The organism is Butyrivibrio proteoclasticus B316, assembly GCF_000145035.1.
Taxonomy (GTDB): domain Bacteria; phylum Bacillota; class Clostridia; order Lachnospirales; family Lachnospiraceae; genus Butyrivibrio; species Butyrivibrio proteoclasticus.
The window spans coordinates 347,590-371,329 of record NC_014387.1 but is presented as its reverse complement, the minus strand read 5'-3'; the positions used below and the strand labels follow the sequence as shown (position 1 = coordinate 371,329).

The window sequence follows — 23,740 nt, the reverse complement described above, 5'->3', positions numbered from 1 at the left end:
TTTCAGCTGTTTGCAGTTTTCTCGAAAGGAGACAATATGGATCATCCAATCTTGTACCGCAAACGCTTCATTCCTGATGAATGCCTTGAACTCAAGGATGATATCATTCTGGAATGTAACGGCAAACAAATTGTAACCAAGTGGAATACCATTCACAGCAGATGCGATCTGGCCAGGGGGTATTCCTGCTATTATCTGGATCGCGGCTACAAGATCAGCAAATTCCTGCGTTCTGACGATTCACTCCTATGCTGGTACTGCGATATCATAACCTATGAATACAATCCTGATAAAAATTCCCTTTTAGTAATTGATCTTCTCGCTGACGTGAAAATTTATCCTGACGGACGACAGCGGGTTGTTGATCTTGATGAGTTATCAGAAGCTTTTGAGAAGCGACTGATTGATGAAACACTTCTGAAAAAGAGCCTGCTCTCACTGAACAAGCTCCTTAATGATCTGTACGAAGTAGGCATTATTGAACTGGCCAGCCCGATTGAAAAACTGGCCGATAAAAATGATCAATAAAATACATGCCCACCTATATTTATTCCACTCAGCCCCGGAACCGGTGTCCTGAAATAAACACAGTTTCCTACATTTGAATAGCCTTTCATAGCTTCATCGGCAGCCTGGTAACAGGCTGCTGTTGCTTTGCCCTCTGCCAGTGCAAGCGCAAGTCTTCCGCTGCTCACAGGCGAAAACTGTTTATTCTGATAAATAACACCCACAACAGTATCCGGATATACTGAACTCAAAACTCTATTGATTACAACAGCTCCTACGGCTACTTTACCTTCATATGGCTCTGATCCTGCCTCACAATAAATCAGATTAGCCAGAAGATATCTGTCGCCATCTGCAAAAGAAACCTCTGAAATATTCCTCCAGGCAGAAGATGCTGCCAGTTTGGAAAGCCTTATTTCTTCTGCAAGCTTAGCTTCCAGTTTCTTAATATCAGCTTCCTGAGCCTTGATCTGATCCTCCAAAGCCTGAGCCTTGGCTTCTGCATCAGAGATATCATTGGCATATTGCTTGATACTACCGGATGTCTGATTAACTAGTCCGGAAACTCTGCTCTGTTCTGCCTGAGCCTTGACCTTGTATTCATCAAGCTGCTCTTTTTCCTCTTTCAGCTTGGCCTCCTTGGCCTCAATGCTCTTCCTTGTTTCTATATATTGCAGAAACATCTTCCTGTCATAAGCTGATAACTGCTCAACATAGTTGTTCTGATTGAGGAAATTTGCAAAGCTTGTTGCACCCACCAACATATCAAAAAGAACAAAGTTCTGTTTCTCATAGATGAACTGAACACGCTTTTTCATGCTGGCATACTGAGAAACTTCTGTTTTTCTGGCTGCTTCCAGTTCCGCCATTGTATTCTCAATTTCTATTTCTTTATCATCAATCTGTTCTTCCAGATCTTCCAGATTATTACTGACTTCTGTAAGCTGATTGTTCAGCGAACTGAGCTGATTCTGAAGGGATGACTTTTCCTCATTCATTTCGGCAATGTCATCCTTGGTATTGTCCAAATCGTTTTGTGACTGTTTCTTTTTCTCTTTAGCATCTTCAAGCTGTTTCCTGGTTGATTCTGTAGCAGTAACCTTCACAGAAGATGTGGATCCTAAACCAATAACAACCGCAGCCAGTATCGCTACTATTCTTTTACCACAAACCCAGTTTGTCTTCTTCATATTCGTCTCATATGGTAATTTTAATATTTCTGCCGCTTGGCTGGTACTGATAGTATCTGACTCCTGCAGCATCAAACATCTTCTTTGATGCTCTGGTGCTGGCAGAAGTGCTGTACTTATCACTATCATATACCACAGTGCGAATACCTGCCTGTATTATAGCCTTGGCACACTCATTACAAGGAAAAAGAGATACATATATCTTGGCACCTACAAGGCTTCCGCCCCTGTAATTAAGTATTGCATTGAGCTCACTATGAGTAACAAAAGGATACTTGGTCCCAAGTTCATCCTCTCCATCTCTTTCCCATGGAAACTCCTCATCAGAGCATCCCTTAGGAAATCCATTGTAGCCCATGGAAAGAATGTTATTATCTTCGCTTACAATGCAACTTCCAACCTGAGTATTGGGATCCTTGGATCTCATTGCAGCGAGTTTGGCAACTCCCATAAAATACTCATCCCAAGAAATATAGTCTTCTCTTTTCATGTAACCTCCCCAAAAAACCAAGTGGTGCATCTACATGCAAGCATGCATACGTGTGACTTTATTTTCGTCCCTGTATCACTCATTTCGTACCGAAGATCCTGTCTCCTGCGTCGCCGAGACCCGGAACGATATATCCATGCTCGTTGAGCTTCTCATCGAGTGAACCTACGTAAATATCAACATCAGGATGTGCTGCCTTCATAGCCTCAAGTCCTTCAGGAGCTGCGATGATGCACAGGAAATGAATATGTTTACAGCCTCTGTCCTTGAGCATCTGGATAGCTGCAACTGATGAACCGCCTGTTGCAAGCATTGGATCTACTACAAAAATTTCTCTCTCTGCAACGTCTGCAGGCATTTTGCAATAATACTCTACAGGCTTAAGTGTCTCAGGATCTCTATAAAGACCGATATGTCCAACCTTAGCGGCAGGAATAAGAGCCAGCATTCCATCAACCATACCAAGACCTGCTCTAAGAATAGGAACTACACAAAGCTTTCTTCCCTTAAGCTCCTTGACTGTTGTCTTGCAGATAGGTGTCTCAATCTCGACATCCTGAAGCTGAAGATCTCTTGTTGCTTCATAGCAGATAAGTGTTGCAATCTCTGCAATTGTGTCTCTGAAATCCTTAGTACCTGTGTCAGTTCTCCTAATATAACCAATCTTGTGCTGAATCAGTGGGTGATCCATAATAACTACTTTTGCCATTTCATGCCTCCTGGATTTAAAAATCATTATCTATTATTTTAAAAAATGATAATAGTCTTAATTATTTCTCAAGCTCAGCAATTTTAGCTATTCTGCGGCTATGCTTCTCAAGATTTGAAAAAGGTGTATCAAGGAATGTATCTACTATCTCATTTGCAAGAACAGGGCCAACAAAACCGCCGCCCATTGCAAGCACATTTGCATCATTGTGCTCTCTTGTAAGTCTGGCTGTAGATACTTCTGAGCAAAGAGCGCATCTAACGCCCTTAATCTTGTTAGCAACTATTGAAATGCCGATTCCAGTTGTGCAGATCACAATGCCTTTCTCGCACTCTCCTGCTGCTACTGATTTAGCAGCTGCAGCTCCAAAATCAGGATAGTCACATGAGTTCAGATCATAAGTTCCGAAATCCTTATACTCAATCTTCCTCTCATCAAGGTGTCTCTTAACTGACTCCTTGAGTTCAAATCCGCCGTGATCACTTGCTAATGCTATCATTTTCATTCTCCTCTTTGGTAATACAGCCTCTAGGCTAAAGCCTCATTGACGACTGTACCATATATATTATAATGTTTTTACATTTATTCTCAAACAGTTTTGATATTATGTCCCGCAGCTTTTAGAAGTCTGTTCATAATAGCCTGTCCGATTCCACTGTCGTCAAAAGATTCAGAGAACATAACATCAATATTCTCATCATCAAATTCGCGAAGAACCTTGAACAGTTCATGAGCTATTGTACGCTCATCCTGTCTGTTTCCTACACTCTTAACAACATCTGCCTTGTACAGTTCTCTGGTAGTATCTGTGGCAATGATTCCCACTCTTTTACCTTCTGAAGCTGCCAATGCAGACTGTTCATTTATATAAGAAACTACCTGCTCCTGAGCGCCCTGTACTATCATAAGGTCTCCCTTTGGAGCATAGTGCTTGTATTTCATACCCGGAGCCTTGGGTCTCTCAGTTGATTTACTGTCGATAATCGTCTTATCTATGCTGATTTCTCCAAGAACATCTTTTAGCATCTGTGCTGTAATATAGCCTGGTCTAAGGATCATCGGAACAGGCGATGTCAGATCTACAATTGTTGATTCAAGGCCTATACCAACCTGGCCTCCATCAATTATCATCTCTATCTTACCTGAGAGGTCCTCTACGCAATACCTTGCAACCGTAGGGCTTGGTCTTCCAGATGTATTAGCTGAAGGCGCTGCTATATAACCTCCTGACTGCCTGATAAGTTCAAGTGCAATCTTATTGTTAGGCATTCTGATAGCTACTGTATCAAGTCCCCCGGTTGTTTCATAAGGGACTTTGTCATTCTTATTCATGATCATTGTAAGAGGGCCTGGCCAGAATGCATCAGCCAGCTTCCTTGCTGCTTCCGGAACCTCTTTTACAATGCCTGCAAGATCATCCATATTGGCAACATGCACTATTAGCGGATTATCGGATGGTCTGCCCTTTGCTGCATATATTTTCTTGGATGACATTGGATTAAGTGCATCTCCACCAAGACCATAAACTGTCTCAGTCGGAAAAGCTACAAGTCCGCCATCCCTTATTATCTGTCCTGCTCTTTTCAGGCCTTCAAAGGCCTCTTTGTTCATTTCACTTTCTTTTATTACTATTACTTCTGTTTCCACTTCTTTATTCCTCGATATAACCTGCAATAACGTCCCAAACATCTGGTGTTTCCATGCCAAGTGACCATTCTGCAATTCCGGCAATATTCTGAGCTCTCATAGAATCAATCTTCTGGCCGATGGAAGTAGCATCCTCCATCCAAATCTGATTGAAGGTTCCTTCTGAAGATGTAAATTCTCCATAGTTCTGCCCGGCTTCTACATCCCAGGTCAGCTCAATACTATGATTAGAAATATAATCCTTGGCAGTCTGCATTGACACTGCTTCACTTGAAAGAGCGCCTCCAGAAGTATGCCATATTCTGGTATAAAATGGAACAGCATTAATAACTTTGGATGGATCAACCTTGGCTGTCGTATTAATTAGACCATTTTCTACATAACTAAGAGAAGCTACAGATCCGGCCTCAGCAGATCCGGCGTAATGCTCATCATATCCCATGATGATCACATAATCTGCTACAATTCCCTGTTCTCTAAGGTTGTAGTGGTCATTAAAATGCATAGGCACATAGTCATCTATTGAGTAAACAAGCCCATTTGCTCTGCAGGCAATAGATAATTCTCTTACAAATTCCACGTAAGACTGTCCATCTTCATAATCGATAGTCTCAAAATCCAGATTGATCCCATCAACACCCATTTCAGTAGCAAGAGCCATAAGCTGATCAATAGCGTTCTGTCTGCTCTTGTAACGAGAAAGAAACTCTGTTGTGGAAAAATCTCCTGTTCCTGTAAAGTTATCGAACAAAGCCCACACTTCAAGACCCTTGTCATGAGCTGCTCTAACATAAGAAGCTGACGCTATGCTTGTCACATCTCCATCATTGGAATTAAGTTTGAACCATGTTGGAGAGATTACATTAAGGCTCTTTGCTCCGGCAACAACCGATGAAAATGTATCGTTACCCGCAACACCACCAATATTATGGAAGCCCAGGTTGATCTTATGCCCTCTGTTAAGTGATGTATACTCTTCTTCTACATAATCAGTTACAGGAATCGGGCTCTTAGTTGTAATGTCAGAAAGTCTCTTATTCTCTACATATCCAATATAAGAATCTGAGCTCTTAACTTTTGTCCAGTTCTCAAGCTCTTCCAGAACTGTAACAGTATCTCCCTTGGCAAGATCAATAAGGATTTCACTCTTAACACCACCACGAAGTCGAAGCTGTGTATCTTTATTAATAGAAGCAATCTTCTCATCATCCCAACTTGTAGTGAGCTGCATATGATTAGGCTCTGTAAATCCCTCGTAAAAGAAATTTGTATATTTCTTTACATAATCAAGAGCAACATAGAGTTCTTCGCCTTCTGTTCTGGCAATCACGTAACCCACATCCTCAGACGTACCTGTTGAATCTGTCCATGTTGTGGAACCAACCTCTGCTATGATCACCTTACTTGCAGTTGTGTAAAAGAGAGAATTATCTGCCTCTCCATAGTAGAATCTATCGTTAAGATACTTCTGTACTGATGCAAAATCCATATAATAATGGCCGTCCAAAAGTCTTGCTCTCTCTTCTATCCTCTCATTTCCAAGGATAATAGCAACATCTGTATCACTACTGATATCAAAGTAGTTGTTAAGATCAGCCCTTTCATCACTGTATGAATAATGCTGATAAGCTATTTGCGCGGCATATATTCCGCCAATAACTAAAATAAGAGCGATTATAATAATCGCTGGAATTACTTTCTTTTTCATGTCCTAGCTCCTTTACAATCGCTCTATATTATAGCAAACTATTCAATATACGTCATTATTTAAGTCTCTGTGCATATCGCATTTTTAATATGTATATGTAAGGCGGGGTCCTCTTTATATATTAGCGATGATTATTGATAGTTTTTATGCACTTTTTCCTTATTATATTGTGTCTTTTTCAGAACCAAAAGGTATTATGCATGTGATAAATTCTGAAGCATTCATGTAAAAGCCACATTTTCTTTTGACGTATATTAATATCCGAGGCGCCACTTGCCTAGTCCTTAGTTTTGGTGCATGTCGATTTCACCAAATATGGTATAATAGTATTAGGAAAATACTATAAATTGTCTATGCAATTAACGTTGTTTTTGTGAAAATAATTTAAGAAACTAAATCGAATAAATCTTAGTAAGACATTTCATACTGGCATATGAAACAATGAATAAAAGAAAATAACGATTATGTTTCTGATTCTCGCCTCCTTTCCGGACTGTAATGTCCAGGCAGGCGCCTCACAAAATTTATAGTACTAGGAAATTATTAAGATTTACCATCGAAATTTCTTAAGATTTTATTAAGATGGAAAATTTTTTCCTAATTCCAATCGTTAAATTGTACAAAATTTAATTTTTTTGTAAAATCTGACGATAACTCTATTGACATAGAATACTCAATAAATTAGTATCTATGTATTCCAAAGTCAGGAGGTAAGCATCATGAAAATTGAAAAAGTCAATGATCATCAGATTCGATGCACACTTACCAAAGATGACCTTGCGAAGCGCGACCTTAAGATTACAGAGCTTGCATATGGAACCGAGAAAGCCAAAGAGCTATTTCAGGACATGATGCAGCAAGCAAATTTACAATATGGTTTTGACGCTGAGGACACTCCTCTTATGATCGAAGCTATCCCCATCAACTCAGAATGTATTGTTCTTATTATTACCAAGGTAGAGGATCCCGAAGAGTTGGACACACGTTTTTCCAATTTTGCTCCATCCGTACACGAGGAAGATGAAGAGGACGAATACGATTACGACGATGAGGACGAAGAATATGAGGAGGATGAGGAAGAAGATGTAATGGGTCTTTTCCGAAGACTGCAACACAGCAATCTTAGTGATTCATTAGATTCCTCAATGAGCAGTCCTTTCTCAGATTCCAAGAAGCTTAAGGAAAAAACTACTAACCCTCGCAAGAAGGGACAACCTAGCAGAAAAGGTTCCAGAATCTTTTCATTTGACTCTCTTCACGAGGTTACTAGATTCGCTGCAATTGTTAGCAGGAAATTCAATGGTATCAACACATTGTACAAGAATGAAACAAATGGCAAGTTCTATCTGATACTTCATCAGGGCGAGCTTGAAGATAATGTATTTGCTAATATCTGTTCTCTTCTCACCGAATATGGTAAGACCGAGATTGGTTCAACTGCAGAGGAACAGTATCTTGCAGAGCATTATACAACACTTGTCAGAGATAACGCTGTACAGGCACTTTCCAAAATTTGATCATATCAGTGCTATGTAATTTAAATAGACAGAAGGCATCAGCCTTCTGTCTATTTTTCTTTGTATTAATTCCTATACTAAATAACTTACGTTAAAGGAGCCGGTCCATTACTGAACCGACTCCTTATTATCAGCATTTATTTAATTAGTTCTTGCCATAAAGAGAAACGAGTTTCTCAAGGTAAGCTCTGTGCTCCTTAGCATGCTCAGCAGCAGCAGCGTTGAGCTTAGCAGCTCTCTCAGGATTCTTGAGCTTAAGTGAAAGGTATCTAACCTCACCATCAAGGAAGCTCTGGAAGTCTTCTGTAGCTGGTTTAGAATCAAGAGTGAACTTGTTCTCTGCCTGAGGATTGAATCTGAACATATCCCAATATCCTGTAGCTACAGCCTTCTTCTCCTCATCCATAACCTTGTTCATGCCGGCCTTAAGACCCTGGTTGATACAAGGAGCATATGCGATGATAAGTGAAGGTCCTGGATAAGCCTCAGCCTCTTTAATTGCATTGATTGTCTGCTGCATATTAGCGCCCATAGCGATCTGGGCAACATATACGTAGCCATAGCTCATTGCGATAGAAGCAAGATCCTTCTGCTTGATCTCTTTACCACCTGCAGCGAACTGTGCAACAGCACCTGTAGGAGTAGCCTTAGATGACTGTCCGCCTGTATTTGAGTAAACCTCAGTGTTTACAACGAGAACGTTAACATCCTTACCGGAAGCAAGTACGTGATCAAGACCACCAAATCCGATATCGAATGCCCAACCGTCACCACCGAAGATCCACTGTGACTTCTTAGCTGCGAAGTCTTTGTTCTTGATGATGTACTTAGCTGCATCTGAGTTGTCACCCTTAAGAGCCTCGATAAGAGCATCTGTAGCAGCTGAGTTCTCAGCGCCATTTGAGAATGTATCAAGCCACTTCTGAGCAGCATCCTTAGCAGCGCCGCCAGCAGCTACAACAGCCTCAACCTGCTCCTTGATAGCATCACGAAGTGCGTTCTGAGCAAGTACCATACCCATACCAAACTCAGCGTTATCCTCGAACAATGAGTTATCCCATGCAGGACCCTGGCCCTTAGCATTTACTGTGTATGGTGTTGAAGGTGAAGAGTTACCCCAGATTGATGTACATCCTGTAGCGTTTGCAACGTACATTCTGTCACCAAAGAGCTGAGTAACAAGCTTAACATAAGGAGTCTCACCACAACCTGCGCAAGCGCCTGAGAACTCAAGGAGTGGCTGCTTGAACTGTGAGCCCTTAATTGAGCCTTCGCCAAACTTAGCAACAACGTCTTCCTTAATAGGAAGTGTTACAGCATAATCGAAGTACTTCTGCTCGTCCTTGTTAGCTGCGATAGCACCCATCTTAAGTGTCTCGCCCTTATTGTTACCAGGACATACATTTGCGCAAGAACCGCAACCTGTACAGTCAAGAGCAGAAATAACAACTGAATACTTATATCCATCCATTCCAACAAGAGGCTTAGTCTGAAGTCCCTCTGGAGCCTTAGCAATCTCATCATCTGTCATAGCGATTGTACGGATTGCAGCGTGTGGACATACAAGTGAACAGAATCCACATCCAATACATGTTGTAGCGTCCCAAGCAGGAACGTTAACTGCAATACCTCTCTTCTCGAATGCAGCTGATCCTGAAGGTGTATCACCAGCAACGTAAGGAAGTACATCTGAAACCTTAAGAGTGTTACCTTCCTGAGCGTTAACCTTAGTCTGGATATTGTTAACGAAGTCAACAACGTCCTTTCTGCTGCCTTCAGCCTTCTTGAAGTCAAGACCTTCATCCTGTGCATCCTTCCATGACTCAGGAATCTCAACCTTGATAAGGTTCTTAGGATCTGCACCGGCATCGATAGCAGCCCAGTTCTTCTTAACAACATCTTCACCCTTACGGCCATATGTCTTCTGAGCAGCGTCCTTCATGAACTTAATAGCATCTTCTTCAGGAATGATCTTTGTGATGTTGAAGAATGCAGACTGAAGAATTGTGTTAATTCTTGTAGGTCCCATTCCAACTTCAACACCGATCTTAGAACCGTTCATGATATAGAAGTTGATCTTGTGATCATACATGAACTTCTTAACCTGACCAGGAATCTCAGCCTCAAGCTGATCTACTGTCCAAGGGCAGTTAAGAAGGAATGAACCACCATCAACAAGTTCCTGAACCATGTTGAACTTACGGATATATGATGGATTGTGGCAAGCTACGAAGTCAGCCTTCTTGATAAGGTAAGTTGACTTAATAGGCTTCTTACCAAATCTAAGGTGAGACATTGTAACACCACCAGACTTCTTGGAGTCATAATCAAAGTATGCCTGTGCATACATGTCTGTGTTATCACCAATGATCTTGATAGAGTTCTTGTTAGCACCAACAGTACCGTCAGCACCAAGACCCCAGAACTTACAGTTTGTTGTTCCCTCTGGAGTTGTAACAAGTGGAGCACCAGCATCAAGTGAAAGATTTGTTACATCATCCTCGATACCGATTGTAAACTCTTCCTTCTTGTCGTTCTCGAATACAGCAACGATCTGTGCAGGTGTTGTATCCTTAGAACCAAGACCATAACGGCCACAGAATACAGGAACTGATTCAAACTTAGTTCCCTTAAGAGCTGCGATAACATCAAGAGCAAGAGGCTCACGATATGATCCAGGCTCCTTAGTTCTATCAAGAACTTCGATTCTCTTAACTGATGCAGGGATAGCATCAACAAGAGCCTTAGCTGAGAATGGTCTGTAAAGACGAACCTTAACAACACCAACCTTCTTGCCCTGCTTCTCAAGATAATCGATAGTCTCTTCGATTGTATCGTTTACAGAACCCATAGCAACGATAACTACTTCTGCGTTAGGATCTCCATAGTAGTTAAAGAGCTTGTAATCTGTACCAATCTTAGCATTAACCTTGTCCATGTACTTCTGAACAATTTCAGGAAGCTCATTATAACCTGTGTTACAAGCTTCTCTTGTCTGGAAGAAGATGTCAGGGTTCTGAGCTGAGCCCATCTGACATGGATGGTTAGGATTAAGAGCGCTAGCCTTGAATGCATCAATAGCATCATGGTTAACCATCTCATCAAGATCCTTGTAGTCCCAAACCTCGATCTTCTGAATTTCGTGTGATGTACGGAATCCGTCGAAGAAGTTGATGAAAGGAATTCTACCTTCAATAGCTGCGCAATATGCTACAGGAGTAAGGTCCATTACTTCCTGTACGCTGGAATCACAAAGCATAGCAGCACCTGTCTGACGGCAAGCGTATACGTCTGAGTGATCACCAAAGATGTTGAGTGCGTGAGAAGCTACACAACGAGCAGATACGTTGAATACTCCAGGAAGTCTCTCACCGGCTACCTTGTAAATATCAGGGATCATAAGAAGAAGTCCCTGTGAAGCTGTGTATGTAGATGTAAGTGCACCTACTACCAGTGATCCGTGTACAGCACCAGCTGCACCAGCCTCAGACTGCATTTCTGTAATCTGTACTGTACGACCGAAAATATTCTTCTTTCCGGCTGTTGCCCATTCATCTACATGCTCAGGCATAACAGATGATGGTGTGATTGGGTACATAGCAGCAACTTCAGTAAAAGCATATGATGCATATGCAGCTGCTTCGTTACCGTCCATGGTTTTCATGTTTCTTGCCATTTTGATTCCTCCTACCTTAAATTTTTGGATTATTTTGGCTTATATAATAAGTTGTATAGAAAACCTAAGAAACCGCGCAAAAATTCCGTTCACATTTTCTTCCTCCCATGGAAAACAGATGTGACGGATATTTCACTCGTATTCTGCCGTATTCAATAGTATCATCAAATCTATACTGATGTCAATGTTTACAAGGGTTTGACGGCAATTTATGTAAACGCTTACATTTCCCTTGTTTATCCATATTGTCAGTTAATTTATTTTAATTTAATCTTTTCATCTGATAAAAGTTTTCGTTAATAGTCTTGCGCAAAAACTTCTGTTATATTATCATAATCATGTATCAATGAACGGTATGGCTAACCGTTCTGCAATTTGACACAATATGGCATTTAAATAATGGAAGGAGACTATTATGGCATACGTTATTAGTGATGGTTGCATCAGCTGCGGTTCATGCGCTGCTCAGTGCCCTGTATCAGCAATTTCTCAGGGAGATACACAGTACGTTATCGATGCAAATACATGTATCGACTGCGGTTCATGTGCAGCTCAGTGCCCTGTATCAGCAATCTCTCAGGGTTGAGTCCAAGCAGAAAATGATAAAAGAGCAATTCTCAAGTTCACTTGAAGAATTGCTCTTTTTTTATTTGATATTTGACGCAACCAAATGAACGAGGAAATGCTCTGCATTTCCGAGTGCGAAGGGCTCGCATACTCTTATTTTCGCTCATTAGTGACCCTTCTCAAGATTAGCAAATTTAGTATACTGTGGAAGCCAGATGAGCTCTACCGTTCCGATAGGGCCATGTCTTTGCTTGGCTATAATAACTTCCGCAATTCCCTTTTTCTCAGTATCCTTATTATAATAATCATCTCTATACAGGAACATAACCATATCTGCGTCCTGCTCGATAGCTCCGGATTCTCGAAGGTCAGACAACATAGGTCTGTGATCAGGTCTCTGTTCAACTGCTCGTGACAGCTGAGAAAGCGCTATGACAGGGACATTGAGCTCTCTGGCAAGAGCCTTTAATGATCTTGAAATCTCAGAAATCTCCTGCTGTCTTGATTCCGACGCTCTTCCCGTACCGCCTGACATAAGCTGTAAATAGTCGATCATAATAACCTGAAGATCAAACTCCATCTTATATTTACGGCACTTGGATCTGAGCTCCTGGATAGAAATACTCGGAGTATCATCGATTATAAGCTTGGACGAGCCTACAACATCAGCACTCTCAATGAGTTTCTCCCAGTCCATATCCGACATATTACCTGTTCTGATGTGCTGAGAATCAACATGTGATTCCATAGAAAGGAGACGGTTAACAAACTGCTCCTTGGACATTTCCAGTGAGAACATTGCTACGCATTTATTATCATGGAAAGCCATATGTTCAGCTATGTTCAGTACGAATGCCGTCTTACCCATAGCAGGTCTTGCCGCGATCAGAATAAGGTCCGAAGGCTGGAATCCGGCTGTATTATAATCCAGATCTGTAAATCCTGTTGAATGGCCTGTAACATTGCCTTTCATCTTACTTGCAATCTCAATTCTGTTAAGGGCATTCATAACGACCTGATCAATTGATACAAAGTCACCCGTATTACGCTTCTGCGTTATCTGGAATACCTTCTTCTCAGCGTCATTCAAAACGCCTTCCATATCATCTGCGTCATTGTAGCAGGCATTGATTGTCTCTTCACTTACATGTATAAGTTTTCTGAGAGTAGATTTATCTGCTACTATCTTGGCATAATACTTGACATTAGCTGATGTTGGAACTGCATTTATCAGATCACCGATAAACTCAACACTACTAACATTCGGTGGAACATTCTTTTCACGAAGTCTGTTCTGAAGTGTAACTATATCGACTGCGCTGCCTTCTCTATTAAGTTCAACCATTGTCTCAAAGAGCACACCAAGCTGCCTGTTGTAGAAGTCATCGGCAGTTACTATCTCTGCAGCAATCTCGATGGCATCTTTATCCATGAGCATAGCTCCAACTACTGACTGCTCCGCTTCAAGGCTGTTAGGCGCAACCCTTTTTAACAGCGTCTCTTCTGCCATATTACTGTTCCTTTACACAAACCTTAATTGTAGAGGTTACCTGAGGATGAAGCTTAACAGGTATCTCATAAGTTCCAAATGACTTGATTGGTTCAGGCATCTGAAGCTTCTTCTTGTCGATATCAAAGCCAAACTGCTGCTTGGCAGCTGTAACGATTTCCTTGGTGGATACTGAGCCAAAAACTCTTCCGCCCTCTCCGGCCTTCATAGTAAGCTGGATTGTCTCCTTACTGATCTTCTCACCATAAGCCTTAGCTTCATCGAGCTGCTGCTGAGCAATGATAGAATCTCTCTTCTGCTGATTCTTAAGCTCATTGAGTGCCTTCTGTGTTGCCTCTACGCCCAACTTCTTGGGAATTACAAAGTTCTTGGCATAGCCGTCACTTACCTTGACGATTTCTCCTTTTTTGCCAAGTGTCTTAACATCTTCTAACAAAATTACCTGCATTTATTATAATTCTCCTTCTTCCATCATTTTATCCAGTGTCTGCTTGACTATCTCTATAGCCTGTTCAGCATTCACATTTTCTATCTGACAACCGGCTGAACTCATATGTCCGCCGCCACCAAGCTTCTCCATGATGACCTGAACATTAACTTCGTCGATTGATCTGGCACTTACATAAACCTGATTCTGGTACTCAGTACAAATAAAGCTTGCTCTTACGCCCTTAATATTGAGTAGCTCATTGGCAGCCTGAGCGCCAATGATCGTCGGGCTCTGAATCTCATCGTTCTTGAGTACGGAAATAGCAAATTTGCCTTTATATACCTGAGCCTGACTTACAACATCAGCCTTGGCCTTGTACTCAAGAGCATCCTCTCTAAAGAGCTTACGAACACGTGTGACATCTGCACCATTTCTCCTAAGGAACGCTGCTGCCTCAAAAGTACGCACGCCTGTCTTATTCATAAAGTTATTGGTATCAACGATCATTCCTGAATACAGGCTGTCCGCCTCTTCATTCTTGATCTTGACGTTTTCACCAATGTACTGAAGAATCTCTGAAACCATCTCACAGGCAGATGAAGCATAAGGCTCAACATATGACAGAGTAGCGTTCTCTATAACTTCCGTGCCAGCTCTGTGATGATCGAGCACAACTATAGTCTTACAAAATCTGAGAAGCTCAGGGCACTCTGTAATACTGGGCTTATTAACATCGACTACTACCAGAACTGTGTTGCTGCCAGCCATGTCGATAGCCTGCTGATTGGATATGATCATATCCTCTTCATAATCAGGATTATTCTTGAACAGGTCAACAAGTGGCTGCATTGAAGTAGTTACATCATTTAAAACAATATGACACTTTCTATCTAGTGTCTTGGCAATTCTGTAAATACCGACTGATGATCCGAAGCTGTCTACATCACCAATCCTGTGTCCCATTACAATAACTGTATCCTTGCCGGAAATAATTTCTCTAAGAGCATGAGCCTTAACTCTCGCCTTAACTCTGGTGCTCTTCTCAATCTGCTGGCTCTTACCGCCATAATAAGAAATATTGTCATTGCTCTTAACAACCGCCTGATCTCCACCTCGACCAAGAGCGAGGTCTATGGCATTTCTGGCAAATTCATAATTCTGCGCATAAGACAGTCCGTCAAGTCCGATTCCAATACTGAGAGTCACAGCCATCTCATTACCAATATTAACTGTCTTAACATCCTCAAGAAGGTCAAATTTCTGATCTCTTAACATCTCGCATGACTTCTTGGGCATTACGACAAAGTACTTGTCCTTCTCTATTTTCTTGGCAATACCATTGCAGGAAGCAATATATTTATTTATTTTTCTATCGATAAGCGCTGTCAAAAGAGATCTTCTGACCTCTTCTACACTATCAAGGGCCTCTTCGTAGTTATCAAGATAAATAAGGCCGGCTGCCAGGGACTGATTGTCAACTTCTTCTATAGCCAGTCTGAGCGCTGTCTCATCAAAAAGATATATCGCAATAAGGCTGCCTTCATACTCCTGAGCATCAATAATATCGCTGTTAACAGCCATCTCATGAAGAGAAATTCTCTTGATCTTCATTGTATAATTGCTGTTCTCATATTCAATTTCGTAGGATAGCTCCTCGTATCCTTCAGGGAACTTGTCCGGTGTAATACTTGGGAAAAGAGTTGTTATAGATTTTCTATAGCCTCGCTCCAAATGAACAATTCGCTCAAATGCCTGGTTGGTCCATACGACCTTACCTGTATCATCAAGTACAGCATGTGCAAGATCAAGCTCTCTTAAGAGCTTTTTCTGGATCTGACCATACTCAGTAGCAAAGCTCACAAGCTCATTCATAATGAGCGGCCTATTATAGAAATTAATATAAAGAACCACAACGAAATACAGACCGGTGAATGCCAATAAAATAAGGCCGGCTGTAAAGTCGACGGTAAACACTGCTATATTTATAAGAAATAGCAATATTCCAAGATATGAAAAGACACGCAGATATGTCCTTAATTTCCCCTTTAGCTTAACTCTGTTCTTGTTAGACATTATTCTAAGTCCTCTTCCCCAAAAATTTGGACATGTTTTCACTTACTATAGTATAGCACAAAACTCCGTGATAGAAATCTCTATCACGGAGTTTGAAATAAAACACATTATTTAACTAGTTCTGATGATCACTTAACCAAATGGCCATTCTCATCAAAGGTATACTTCTTGAAGTATCTTGTGATTGTCTCTGATACTGCAAGTGTGCCGTCCTTCTTGGCATAATATGTATATCCGTCAACTGTGAACATATAATCCTTGGCTACTCTGCCGTTGGACTTGCAATAATATCTCTGTCCATCATAGGTTGTAAAGCCCTTAACTGCCTTGCAGTCAGAACCTAAAATGTACTCTGAGAAGTATATGTCTGTCTTGACGTCATGCTTTAGTGTTCCATCTGAATTTGGAATGTAGTATTCTCCGTCAATCTCAAGAAGTCCACTCTTTGCAATCTTGCCATTTGACCTTGCACAGTACTTATTGCCATTGTATTCAATAATTCCTGTTACAAGCACTCCATCTTCGCCAAGATAGTAATCTGAGCCATATTCTCTGATGATCTCATTAGCTGCGATTCTTCCATCTTCAACAGCTCTGTACTTCTTACCATCAACAGTAATCCACTTGTTAACTGCCATTACTCCGGTGCTCTCATTAAAGAATCTGAGCACTCCGTCTACTGCATGGAATCCTGTGAGTTTCTCACCATCTTCAGTCATGTAATAGTACTTGCCATACTTCTTAACAAGCTTAGCTTCTGGTTCATCCGAAGTCTTAACAAGTTCAATCTCTGCTCTGTCACGAACTCTAAGACATGCTCCGTCCGGATTATAGTATGAAAGTCCAACAGCGCTTATTGTGTTTCCAACCTTAACATCTTCGCTAACTGTATCATTTCCGTCAGAAGCAAGGATATAACCATCAATGAACACTCTTGCCTCTACGCCAGACTCGTCAACAACATAGAAGTAATCAACACCTGAAGAGTTAGTAACAACTTTTGTTACTTTTCCTTCTACCTTGAGAAGCGAGCCGCCAAGAGCGTTGTAATCAGCAGCCTCTTTAGTAGTAACCTTGGCAGGTTCAATGACCTTCTTTTCACCATCAAGGATCTTATAATTGTAAATCTGAATTTCGAGATCGCCCTGATAGCCATCAACAAATCCTGTAAGTCTTACCTTAGTACCAACTTCAATTCCTGTGTCCGCAACAGGGAATACAGTTGTTCCTGCTGTGTCATCCTGTACATAGATGGTATCAAAGAACTTGTTTCCTTCAACTGCAGTACCTGCTGTTACATAACCTTCTACAGTGAAGATGTCTCCAGGATTACCCTGTCTCATCTCAGCAATTGTGCTAACCTTTATTTCCTTTTTATTCTGAGCAAGATAATTCAAAAGAATATTTCTGTTAGCGTAGAATTCCTGTCCGCCGTAATCAAGCTCTGACTTAACTTCGAAGTTTGAAAGGAATACAGTACCTGTTACCAGTACATCTGATCCGCTTGAAAGTGTCTCTCTTGCAGCAGCCACAACACTTCCCTTAGGAACTTCAACATAATGCTCATCAAACTGCTTGCAATCCTTGGTGTAGGTTGTTTCATGTCCATAAACAACGGCCTCTGCAGTACCTGCAGCTACAGCAGCAGGATCAAGTCTTACTGAACATCCGCTGTAAGCGCTGTATGTCTGGGTACTTGTAACGCCTTCTGTAAGATAGCAGTCTCTGTTAAAGTTGCTGAAGTACAATCTGTACTCCTGACCACCATTTTTGTCATTATCTACTATCTCATCAGAGTTGATCCTTGTAGTAGCACCTATTGCAGCAAGGAGCTTGTTGATCTCTGTGGATGACTGTCCGTCCTTGGTGTCCTGATAATCTGCAAGACCGCATACTATAAGGTTTCCACCTCTTGCAACATACTCTTTTACCAGTTCGATAAATGAGTCTTCAAAATGCTTAACTTCACCATACTTGGTGTTCTTATTTGGAGCGGAAACAACAAATACAGATGCATCTGCAAGTGTCTGAGCTGTGATCTCGCCGGTAACAACATCAACCTTAACATTGTCGCCTGCAGCGATATCAGCAAAGTTTCCAACGTTACCGCTATAGTAACCGTTAACATAGTCGTTCAGATGTGAGCCATCTACAACAACATGAGTAACCATTTCAGGTGAGATAAATACAAGATCCAATGTAGCAGTATAAGTCTTGGAAACACCATTAAGGTATCCTGTCATTGTAACTGCAATCTGCTTCATTCCTTCGTCGTTTTGAACAAGTTCAAAGCTATCTACAAGTTCGCCCTGAGATTTGATCTTATTGTTCTCATCTGTAAGCTCTGTAACATGTACAATTTCGCCTGAAACTGTGTAAGTGATAGATGTGATATCAAAATCACTTGCTTCATTATTGTAAAGAGCAGCCTTGATATTAAGAGCTTCTCCGGCTACAGGAAGTGCAGTATCTGTTGAAAGAGAGCTGATTCCTACAGCCTCAACATCTGAAAGCCATACAGGAGCTGTAACAGCAATATTGCCATCAGCCTGAGTTACTCTAATGTAGTAGTAGTTGAAATTAGGCTCAAGTGTAAATGTTGTCTCAGCAGCAGCTTCATCTACTGTCTTGGAAGCAACAGTAACACCTCCGTTTGCAATTACTTCTACATTCATCCTTCCTGAGTCAGTAGCATCAGATGTCTTAACCTTGATGTTAACCTCAGAAGGCTGCTCATCAAGAATAGTACCCATCTCCATACCATTTAATGTGTAGTAGATATGAAGGTCGTTATCTTCTGTCGCATATACACGCATATTGCGGATAGCGTCATAAATATTCTCACGTGTAAGAGAATCTGCAAGGATTACTGTTCTGCCTGTGTTTGCATCTCCCCATCTTCCCTTATGGTTATCCTGGTTGTTAGCAGGAGCGATATGCCAGCCCTTATCAAGTGCTCTTGTGTAATACTCATATGAAGGGAAGTAACCTGCACTGCCGATTGCACCTTCACCGTTACCAACTTCGATAAGTGTTATCTGCTGGTCATTAGCCTTGCTGTAATAAGCAAAGTCATAGAAATCACCGAAAGTAGTTCCAGGATGGTTGAACATACTGATTGATTCAGGTGTGTTAACAAGCTGAGCATAATAGTTCTGAAGAGCAGTTCTGGACTTACTCTCATAGCCTGTCATGTTACGGCTCATGAATCCGCCTGTGTTAAAGGTGTTCATGTGTCCTGGTGCTCCACCTGACCAAGTCATCTCATAGCCATAAAGACCTACGAAATCATCTGATGTGTACTTATCAGCAAGCTCATGTCCCTCTTTCCACTCAGAAGATGCTGAACCATCTGTGATGGTTGCGGAAGTATCATTGTCAAAAGAGTTAGAGTGGTCTGTTACTGCAAGGAAATCGAGGTTATCTACTTCGTTTGCAGCATGATTAAATGCTTCGTCGCAGCTACCTGCACCATCAGAATAGTTGGTGTGTGAATGGAGCTGACCAAAGTAAATATTGTATTCTTCATTAATTCTCTGTGTAAACTCAAATGTTGCTACAGGGCTCTCTGCATAGCCTTCAAGGTTTGCCTTGGCAAGTACAGTAGCAGGAAGCTCTTTAAGAAGAAATGGATCAGTATACTCTGTCCATGTCTCACCATTATCCAAAGAGTACTCGATCTTAGCGCCCTCTGTAGCTGTTGCAAGTGTAACTGCGCTGTTTAATCTTACTGCACCGCCGTTAGGGCTTGCCTTAACTGTGGCAACCTGTGCCTGTGTGTAAATGTAATCTTTCTTAACGCTGTCTTTTCTTCCGTCGCAAGTAGCATATGTTGTTACAACAGCTTTTTTTACAACATCAAGCTCAGAAGCTGCAACAAACATTTCCTGTGTAAGAACAGGCTTATTGGCATCATCATATACCTCAAAGTCACTGCCATTTACTGAATAGTAAATTGTTGCTCCCTCTGTCTTACATGTCATTGTAAGAGCTGTATCATAAGGAATTTCTCCGGCTACAGGCTCTACTTCTGCAGGAGCTGTAATATCAGGAGCTTCTACAGGGCTTCCTGTTACAGATATAGGTGTTAATCTATTAACTCCGCCTGTTCCTATCTCTGCACCTTTTATAGATGTGTTGTCTGAAGGTCCAACTCTGAAATATAACTTGTCTACATGCTTAACTACAGCAGGTACTGAGAATGAATACTCAGCCCAGTTTGCAGAAACTGTAAACTTATCCCCAATATTTGAGTAATTCTCGCCATCTGTACTATAAGATACTGTCCAGTTCTTGGCTCCTGTATTAGATCCCTTCATTGAGAATGCAAGTTTGTAAAGACCATAACCCTTACCTGAAATAGTAAGCTGGTAGTAGTCACCTGACTTCATTCCCTTAGAACCAATAATGCTGTAGGAGGTTCCGCTTGAACTGTATGTATATACAGGAGATGCCTGCTTGCCGCCTATGTAAGCTGTGATCTCATGATCCTTGTTGGCACCGTCATTTGCTACAGTTCCATCAGCATATACTACAAGGTCACCGTCAAACGCAGATACATCTGATCCGGCAAAAGAAGCAATGTTAAGGGTAACTGAATCGTCAATCTCTATTACTGATGGATCAGTTGGCTCTGATGGCTCTGAAGGAACGACTTCAACCATCTTGTGACTGTCATCAGAATAAAGAACTACCTGAAGTCCCTTATAATCGCTGACAACTGCTGTAACGTTAACCTTAGTTCCCTCTTCAATATCACCAAAAGCCTTGGTTATATTGCTCTTGTCAAATACAAGAACGCTTGAAGAGCCACTGGTAAGTGTAACCTTTGATTTACCGATATCGGCCTTTGAGCCTACTGTTACATTTTTGAGTATTACTCTCTGGCACTCATAGTCATCATGGTTTGCTACAAGTGTTGCAATCTCATCTCCATCAAATGTAACAAAAGGATAATCCTTGGTATTTGTTGTGTCATTTTCTACAAGTGTCGCACCTGACAGCTCCAGAAGTCCGTTATAGTCCTGGTAAGTTCCCTTTGCGGTAACAAGATTTCCTACTGCAAGTTCACTTATTCCGTAGAGGCAAATAGCACCTGTATCATCCTGTAAATATGCGTTCTTGCCATTTACATAGACTATAACACCCTTTACAGTGAATTCTCCGGATGCTTTTTCTTTAACTTCCTTAACTGTTGAAATAGAAACCTCTGCCTGAGCATCTGCTGCCTTATCAACATCCTTTTCTGCTTCTTTTGTTTCTTCTGCTCCCTCTAAAGCTTCTTCTGTTACTTCCGGATTTTCTGTAACTTCTTTTTCAACGGAAGTTCCTTCAGAGCTAGCAAGTGAACCAGCCTCTGAAGCCTCAAGGCTCTCATCAACTACAGCATCCTCCTGGGATGACGCTGCGCTTGATGCTTCCACAGCTATTTCAGTTCCCTCTGTAGCGTATACTACAGCACTGGTGGACTGAAACGCTGTTGTTACTGACATAAATCCGGCCAGGATAAACGCCAGTATGCGCTTTCTGTTCTTCATATCTTCCCACCTTTCAATACTTTTTCGTTACTGTTCCTACGCAGTCAGTGCCGTAACGCTTCCTACATAAACTAAGCAGTAACAATTTTCCGCTGCACTCTCATGTCCCCAGCAGCTTCCTCACCTCTCTCTTTTGTAGGTTTCTATAGTGGCAGAGAGAAAAGCCACTATCGGTACAGTAAGGACAATACCAATGCTGCCTGAAAGCCCCTGTATCACTTCTCTCGCAACCATATCAGTGTTGATCAGCTGCGTAAATCCAATGTTGTAATAGTAAATAAGCAGGAGAAGTGTAAAAGAGGATCCTGCAAATGCAAGGATCAGGGTATTTGCCATAGTTCCCATCGCATCTCGTCCAATATTCATACCCGAGCGAAAAAGTTCCATGGCAGACATCTGATCATTGACCTCATGAAGCTCATGTACGGCAGATGCAATACTCATTGCAACGTCCATGACAGCTCCGAGAGATGCGATCAGAATACCCGCTGTAAAAAGACCTGAAATTTTCATCCCATGGTCTGTACCGATCAACAATAATTCTTCAGCCTCATTAGTCTGAAATCCTGAAATGTGAGAAATAAATCCGGCGAATGCCGCAAAAATACTGGCGATAAGAACTCCCGCAAGAGTTCCAAGCGCACCACTGATAGTTTTTTTATTGATTCCATCAATCAAAACAAACGTGAATACCGTAGTATAAAAGACAATTAAAATAGTAGCAGGTATAGCCGGAAAACCATACTCAAGAAGCGGGAACAAAATAGACACAATGGCAAAAAGAGTAAATATAAGCGATACAAGTGCCATTGCACCCTTGCTTCTTCCAATTAATATAAGAGACAACGCAAATACTCCAAACATCACGAGCAGTATCCCTGTCCTGTCATAACTATAGATAAAAGCACTATAGCCATCACTCTGTGGATCAAGGCGCACTATCACCCTCGTCCCCTCCTGCGCATTAATATTAAAAAGCGCACTCAGGTAATTAGTTGTCTGATACTTCTTGCCCTTAAAAGGACCGGAGGATATTTGAACGATCACTTCCTGCGATCCACGCAGAATTCCTTCCGTATTCTCATCTTTCTGGGTATTATCCTGAATCAGTTGTGATACTGTAGCTCTGACAAAATGTGATGTAGCACTACTCTCAGACTTCTCTACCAGACCAAATCTGATAAAGCAGACAGACACGACAAAAATAGCCATCAGAACAAAAATGGCTACGATACGTTTAAAGTCCCATTTAGAATTAAGAGTTCTCGTCCCCCGAACATTCCCCATTATTCGACAGTTGCTCCTCTAAAAAGCATGACTAAAAACCGACAAAAAACGCACGCCTGAATTAGTATAATTCAAGGGGTGCGTTCTCTATTCTATCAAATAAAATTCATAATTTCCACAGAAATGTTTAATATAATTTTAATATTTTTTACTGAAGGAAAGTATATTATGATCGTCCTCGTATTTATAGGTCATGTTATCCATTGTCTTCTTGACCATAAATATACCATAGCCGCCAATCTGCCTCTCACTGGGCGGTTTAGTGACATCAGGGTCAGGCTTTTCAAGCGGATTATACATTATTCCACTATCAATAAACGTGATCGTTACCACTCTGTTTTCATCAGAAACAATCACTTCCACCGGCCCCGTTCCCGAATCAGGGATGGAATCACCGTTTTCGTCCAATTGCCCATAGGCATAATGCGCGACATTAACGTATATTTCCTCTACGGCCACTATTATCTGGTCATGAATAAGCTCGTCAACAACATTCCCGCTAATCAGGTCGTCCACAAACTTACTCACCACCTTGAAATTATCCATCGTAGCTTCTAATTTAATATTTTTTTCCATCATTCAATCTTCAAAAAGTCTGAGAAACCTGTAATTTCAAACACTTCCAGAATCTGCGGGCCTGAATTTTTTATTACAAGATCGCCCTTCTCATTCATAACCTTCTGTGCATTAAGAATTACTCTGAGTCCTGCAGATGAAATAAACTGAAGATTTGCAAAATCAAGTATCATCTTCTTGGCACCACTAAAGGATTCCTTAAGCGCAGCATCGAGATCAGGTGCAGTCGTTGTATCAAGCTTACCCTCAAGAGCAAAAATAACTTCATCACCGTTTTGAGTCTTGTTGATTGTCATGGTTGCATCTCCTCCAAGTT

The 23,740-nt window shown here is 41.3% G+C and carries 17 protein-coding genes; 3 read left to right on the top strand and 14 right to left on the bottom strand.

Features of this window, described 5'->3' with window-relative positions; all coding sequences use genetic code 11:
* Positions 1-36: 36 nt before the first annotated feature.
* The gene (locus BPR_RS01460) at positions 37-528 is read left to right on the top strand and encodes a DUF402 domain-containing protein (RefSeq protein WP_013279682.1); all 492 of its coding nucleotides are present in this window, start codon (positions 37-39) and stop codon (positions 526-528) included.
* On the opposite strand, the gene BPR_RS01455 is transcribed toward BPR_RS01460, so the two are convergent.
* From BPR_RS01455 to BPR_RS01430, 6 genes are all read right to left on the bottom strand, one after another.
* On the bottom strand, positions 522-1,697 hold the full coding sequence (locus tag BPR_RS01455) for a cell wall hydrolase (protein WP_013279681.1): 1,176 nt from the start codon (positions 1,695-1,697) through the stop codon (positions 522-524). The genes BPR_RS01460 and BPR_RS01455 overlap by 7 nt on opposite strands.
* Before the next feature lie 7 nt (positions 1,698-1,704).
* Positions 1,705-2,187: a deoxycytidylate deaminase gene (locus BPR_RS01450; protein WP_026662902.1), complete on the bottom strand. Its 483-nt coding sequence runs from the start codon at positions 2,185-2,187 to the stop codon at positions 1,705-1,707.
* 79 nt (positions 2,188-2,266) lie between these two features.
* Positions 2,267-2,896 (bottom strand): uracil phosphoribosyltransferase, encoded by a 630-nt coding sequence (upp, locus tag BPR_RS01445; protein ID WP_026662903.1) that lies wholly within the window; start codon positions 2,894-2,896, stop codon positions 2,267-2,269.
* Between the two features lie 61 nt (positions 2,897-2,957).
* Complete coding sequence (gene rpiB / locus BPR_RS01440) at positions 2,958-3,395, bottom strand: ribose 5-phosphate isomerase B (RefSeq protein ID WP_026662904.1); 438 nt, start codon at positions 3,393-3,395, stop codon at positions 2,958-2,960.
* A gap of 89 nt (positions 3,396-3,484) precedes the next feature.
* Positions 3,485-4,543, bottom strand: coding sequence for an L-threonylcarbamoyladenylate synthase (locus tag BPR_RS01435; protein WP_042256331.1), 1,059 nt, complete (start codon positions 4,541-4,543; stop codon positions 3,485-3,487).
* A gap of 4 nt (positions 4,544-4,547) precedes the next feature.
* Complete coding sequence (locus BPR_RS01430) at positions 4,548-6,251, bottom strand: glycosyl hydrolase family 18 protein (protein ID WP_013279676.1); 1,704 nt, start codon at positions 6,249-6,251, stop codon at positions 4,548-4,550.
* A 719-nt stretch (positions 6,252-6,970) separates the two neighbouring features.
* Between BPR_RS01430 and BPR_RS01425 the strand changes: the two genes are divergently transcribed.
* Positions 6,971-7,768 (top strand): adaptor protein MecA, encoded by a 798-nt coding sequence (locus tag BPR_RS01425; protein ID WP_013279675.1) that lies wholly within the window; start codon positions 6,971-6,973, stop codon positions 7,766-7,768.
* Positions 7,769-7,913: 145 nt separating this feature from the next.
* Here the strand turns inward: BPR_RS01425 and nifJ are convergent, their stop codons facing one another.
* Complete coding sequence (gene nifJ / locus BPR_RS01420; RefSeq protein ID WP_013279674.1) at positions 7,914-11,444, bottom strand: pyruvate:ferredoxin (flavodoxin) oxidoreductase; 3,531 nt, start codon at positions 11,442-11,444, stop codon at positions 7,914-7,916.
* Positions 11,445-11,859: 415 nt separating this feature from the next.
* On the opposite strand from nifJ, the gene BPR_RS01415 reads away from it, so the two are divergent.
* Positions 11,860-12,030 carry a DUF362 domain-containing protein gene (locus BPR_RS01415; protein WP_013279673.1) on the top strand — a complete coding sequence of 57 codons (171 nt, stop codon included), beginning with the start codon at positions 11,860-11,862 and terminating at the stop codon, positions 12,028-12,030.
* A gap of 147 nt (positions 12,031-12,177) precedes the next feature.
* Here BPR_RS01415 and dnaB read toward each other — a convergent pair whose 3' ends face one another.
* The 7 genes from dnaB to BPR_RS01380 form a co-directional block, all read right to left on the bottom strand.
* Positions 12,178-13,521 (bottom strand): replicative DNA helicase, encoded by a 1,344-nt coding sequence (gene dnaB / locus BPR_RS01410; RefSeq protein WP_013279672.1) that lies wholly within the window; start codon positions 13,519-13,521, stop codon positions 12,178-12,180.
* Between the two features lies 1 nt (position 13,522).
* Positions 13,523-13,969, bottom strand: coding sequence for a 50S ribosomal protein L9 (gene rplI, locus BPR_RS01405; RefSeq protein ID WP_013279671.1), 447 nt, complete (start codon positions 13,967-13,969; stop codon positions 13,523-13,525).
* Between the two features lie 3 nt (positions 13,970-13,972).
* A complete protein-coding gene (locus tag BPR_RS01400) occupies positions 13,973-16,024 on the bottom strand; it encodes a DHH family phosphoesterase (RefSeq protein ID WP_034475745.1) in 2,052 nt (683 codons plus the stop codon).
* Between the two features lie 128 nt (positions 16,025-16,152).
* Entirely contained in the window at positions 16,153-21,561 is a 5,409-nt protein-coding gene (locus BPR_RS19420; protein WP_013279669.1) for a CehA/McbA family metallohydrolase, read from the bottom strand.
* 120 nt (positions 21,562-21,681) lie between these two features.
* Positions 21,682-22,848 carry a YibE/F family protein gene (locus BPR_RS01390; RefSeq protein WP_013279668.1) on the bottom strand — a complete coding sequence of 389 codons (1,167 nt, stop codon included), beginning with the start codon at positions 22,846-22,848 and terminating at the stop codon, positions 21,682-21,684.
* A gap of 138 nt (positions 22,849-22,986) precedes the next feature.
* A complete protein-coding gene (locus BPR_RS01385; protein ID WP_013279667.1) occupies positions 22,987-23,427 on the bottom strand; it encodes an ATP-binding protein in 441 nt (146 codons plus the stop codon).
* Positions 23,424-23,720: an STAS domain-containing protein gene (locus BPR_RS01380; protein WP_013279666.1), complete on the bottom strand. Its 297-nt coding sequence runs from the start codon at positions 23,718-23,720 to the stop codon at positions 23,424-23,426. Before BPR_RS01380 ends, BPR_RS01385 begins: the two co-directional genes overlap by 4 nt.
* Positions 23,721-23,740 lie beyond the last annotated feature (20 nt).

Excerpts from the sequence above, each read along its gene's own strand:
- BPR_RS01400 (WP_034475745.1), bottom strand. The coding sequence starts at position 16,024 with ATGTCTAACAAGAACAGAGTTAAGCTAAAGGGGAAATTAAGGACATAT.
- rpiB (WP_026662904.1), bottom strand. The coding sequence starts at position 3,395 with ATGATAGCATTAGCAAGTGATCACGGCGGATTTGAACTCAAGGAGTCA.
- BPR_RS01455 (WP_013279681.1), bottom strand. The coding sequence starts at position 1,697 with ATGAAGAAGACAAACTGGGTTTGTGGTAAAAGAATAGTAGCGATACTG.
- BPR_RS01430 (WP_013279676.1), bottom strand. The coding sequence starts at position 6,251 with ATGAAAAAGAAAGTAATTCCAGCGATTATTATAATCGCTCTTATTTTA.
- dnaB (WP_013279672.1), bottom strand. The coding sequence starts at position 13,521 with ATGGCAGAAGAGACGCTGTTAAAAAGGGTTGCGCCTAACAGCCTTGAA.
- BPR_RS01425 (WP_013279675.1), top strand. The coding sequence starts at position 6,971 with ATGAAAATTGAAAAAGTCAATGATCATCAGATTCGATGCACACTTACC.
- BPR_RS01390 (WP_013279668.1), bottom strand. The coding sequence starts at position 22,848 with ATGGGGAATGTTCGGGGGACGAGAACTCTTAATTCTAAATGGGACTTT.
- BPR_RS01450 (WP_026662902.1), bottom strand. The coding sequence starts at position 2,187 with ATGAAAAGAGAAGACTATATTTCTTGGGATGAGTATTTTATGGGAGTT.
- BPR_RS01380 (WP_013279666.1), bottom strand. The coding sequence starts at position 23,720 with ATGACAATCAACAAGACTCAAAACGGTGATGAAGTTATTTTTGCTCTT.
- BPR_RS01460 (WP_013279682.1), top strand. The coding sequence starts at position 37 with ATGGATCATCCAATCTTGTACCGCAAACGCTTCATTCCTGATGAATGC.
- upp (WP_026662903.1), bottom strand. The coding sequence starts at position 2,896 with ATGGCAAAAGTAGTTATTATGGATCACCCACTGATTCAGCACAAGATT.
- BPR_RS01385 (WP_013279667.1), bottom strand. The coding sequence starts at position 23,427 with ATGATGGAAAAAAATATTAAATTAGAAGCTACGATGGATAATTTCAAG.
- rplI (WP_013279671.1), bottom strand. The coding sequence starts at position 13,969 with ATGCAGGTAATTTTGTTAGAAGATGTTAAGACACTTGGCAAAAAAGGA.
- nifJ (WP_013279674.1), bottom strand. The coding sequence starts at position 11,444 with ATGGCAAGAAACATGAAAACCATGGACGGTAACGAAGCAGCTGCATAT.
- BPR_RS01415 (WP_013279673.1), top strand. The coding sequence starts at position 11,860 with ATGGCATACGTTATTAGTGATGGTTGCATCAGCTGCGGTTCATGCGCT.
- BPR_RS19420 (WP_013279669.1), bottom strand. The coding sequence starts at position 21,561 with ATGAAGAACAGAAAGCGCATACTGGCGTTTATCCTGGCCGGATTTATG.